The organism is Plasticicumulans acidivorans (genome assembly GCF_003182095.1).
GTDB classification, from domain to species: Bacteria; Pseudomonadota; Gammaproteobacteria; order Competibacterales; family Competibacteraceae; genus Plasticicumulans; species Plasticicumulans acidivorans.
The window spans coordinates 1-2448 of the sequence record NZ_QGTJ01000024.1 but is presented as its reverse complement, the minus strand read 5'-3'; the positions used below and the strand labels follow the sequence as shown (position 1 = coordinate 2448).

General features: G+C 67.8%; 3 protein-coding genes. All 3 read left to right on the top strand.

The features are described from left to right. Position 1: 1 nt before the first annotated feature. Positions 2–568, top strand: coding sequence for a dTDP-4-dehydrorhamnose 3,5-epimerase (gene rfbC / locus C7443_RS19700; RefSeq protein WP_110020735.1), 567 nt, complete (start codon positions 2–4; stop codon positions 566–568). A 13-nt stretch (positions 569–581) separates the two neighbouring features. Beyond that, entirely contained in the window at positions 582–1457 is an 876-nt protein-coding gene (rfbD, locus tag C7443_RS19695) for a dTDP-4-dehydrorhamnose reductase (protein WP_110020733.1), read from the top strand. 50 nt (positions 1458–1507) lie between these two features. After that, positions 1508–2448: dTDP-glucose 4,6-dehydratase (gene rfbB, locus C7443_RS19690; RefSeq protein WP_110020731.1), on the top strand; the 941-nt coding region annotated here is incomplete at its 3' end.

The window sequence follows — 2448 nt, the reverse complement described above, 5'->3', positions numbered from 1 at the left end:
CATGAAGATCATTGAAACCGCGCTGCCCGGAGTGCTGATTCTGGAGCCGCAGGTCTTTGGCGACGCGCGGGGGTTTTTTGTGGAGACCTTTCGCGAGCGCTGGCTGCGCGAGGCCGGGGTCGAGGCGCATTTCGTGCAGGACAACCAGTCACGCTCGCGTCAGGGTGTACTGCGCGGGCTGCATTACCAGACGGTCAACCCGCAGGGCAAACTGGTGCGTGCCGCACGCGGAAGCGTGTTCGACGTCGCCGTCGACGTGCGCAGCGGCTCGCCGCACTTCGGCCAGTGGGTCGGCGTCACCCTCGATGACGTCAGTCACCGCCAGCTGTGGATTCCCCCGGGATTTGCGCACGGCTTCTGCGTACTCAGCGACGAAGCCGACTTCGCCTACAAATGCACCAGCTACTACGACCCGGCGAGCGACAGCGGCATCCTGTGGAACGACCCGGCGATCGGCATCGACTGGCCAGCGCTCGATGAGGCCTGGCTGCTGTCGGACAAAGACCAGCGCCAGCCCCGGCTGAATGAACAGCCCCGCGAAAAACTCACCGTTTATCCCGGCCCGTAAGGGGATTTCGACCATGAGCATCCTCGTCACCGGTGCCAACGGCCAGGTCGGCCGCGAACTGCTGCGCCACGCTGGCGAACTGCCCGTGCACGGCCTTGAGCGCAGCGGCCTGGACATCACCGACGCCGCCGCCGTCAACGCCCTGCTCGAACGCGAACGCCCGCGCCTGGTCATCAACGCCGCCGCCTACACCGCCGTCGACAAAGCCGAAAGCGACAGCGCCCAGGCCCACGCCATCAACCGCGACGGCCCCGCCCACCTGGCCGCCGCCTGCGCCCGCGCCGGCATCCCGCTGCTGCACATCTCCACCGACTACGTCTTCGACGGCAGCCAGACCCGCGCCTACACCGAAGCCGATCCCATCGCCCCGCTCGGTGTCTACGGCGCCAGCAAATGGGCCGGCGAACAGGCCGTACGCACCACCCTGGACACGCACCTGATCCTGCGCGTCTCCTGGGTGTTCGGCGCCCTCGGCCACAACTTCGTCAAAACCATGCTGCGCCTCGGCAGCGAGCGCGACGAACTGCGCATCGTCGCCGACCAGCACGGCGGCCCGACCCCCGCCGCCGACATCGCCCGCAGCCTGCTCGAACTCGCCCGCCGCCACCTGCGCGGCGAAGCCCTCGCCTGGGGCACCTACCACTACGCCGGACAGCCCTTCACCAGCTGGCACGGCTTCGCCGAAGTCATCTTCAGCGAAGCCCGGGCCCAAGGACTGCTCCCCCGCAGCCCCCGCCTCATCGCCATCGCCAGCCACGAATACCCGACCCCGGCGCGCCGGCCCGTCAACTCCGCCCTCGACAGCCAGCACTTCACCGACACCTTCGGCCTTACCGCCCCCGACTGGCAGCGCGGCCTGCGCACCATGCTCAGCGAACTCGCCCGCTGAGCACCCCGATTTCCATTCCACCCGCTTTCGACATCCGGTCCCGTCCACTCATGAACTACCAGCCCCGCAACGTCCTTGTCACCGGCGGCGCCGGCTTCATCGGCGCCAACTACGTCCGCTTCCTGCTCGGCTTCGACGCCACGGTCCGTCTCGTCAACCTCGACCTGCTCACCTACGCCGGCAGCCTCGACAACCTGCACGAACTGCCCGACCCCGCGCGCCACAGCTTCGTCCAGGGCGACATCTGCGACGGCGAACTCATCGCCCGGCTCCTGCGCGAACACCACATCGACACCATCGTCCACTTCGCCGCCGAATCCCACGTCGACCGCTCCATCAGCGGCCCCGGCGAATTCGTTCGCACCAACCTCACCGGCACCTACACCCTGCTCGAAGCCGCCCGCCAGTACTGGCTCGGCGAACAGCAACTCGACCAAACCCGCGCCGCCCGCCAGGTGCGCTTCCACCACATCTCCACCGACGAAGTCTACGGCACCCTCGGCCCGCACGACCCCGCCTTCAGCGAAGACACACCCTACGCCCCCAACTCCCCGTACTCCGCCAGCAAAGCCGGCTCCGACCACCTCGTGCGCGCCTACTTCCACACCTACGGCCTGCCGGTGACCACCACCAACTGCTCCAACAACTACGGCCCCTACCAGCACGGCGAAAAATTCATCCCCACCGTCATCCGCAGCTGCCTCGAAGGCCGCCCGATTCCCGTCTACGGCGACGGCTCCAACATCCGCGACTGGCTTTATGTCGAAGACCACTGCCGCGGCATCGAGCGCGTCATCCGCGAAGGCCGCCTCGGCGAGACCTACAACATCGGCGGCTGCAACGAATGGAAGAACATCGACATCGTGCGCCTGATCTGCCGGCTGCTCGACGAGCGCCGCCCGCAGAGCGCCCCGCACGAGCGCCTGATCAGCTTCGTCACCGACCGCCCCGGGCATGACTGGCGCTACGCCATCGACGCCCGCAAGATGCG

What these genes read in the sequence shown, in the direction of transcription:
- rfbC (WP_110020735.1), top strand. Translation starts at nt 2, where the DNA reads ATGAAGATCATTGAAACCGCGCTGCCCGGAGTGCTGATTCTGGAGCCG.
- rfbD (WP_110020733.1), top strand. Translation starts at nt 582, where the DNA reads ATGAGCATCCTCGTCACCGGTGCCAACGGCCAGGTCGGCCGCGAACTG.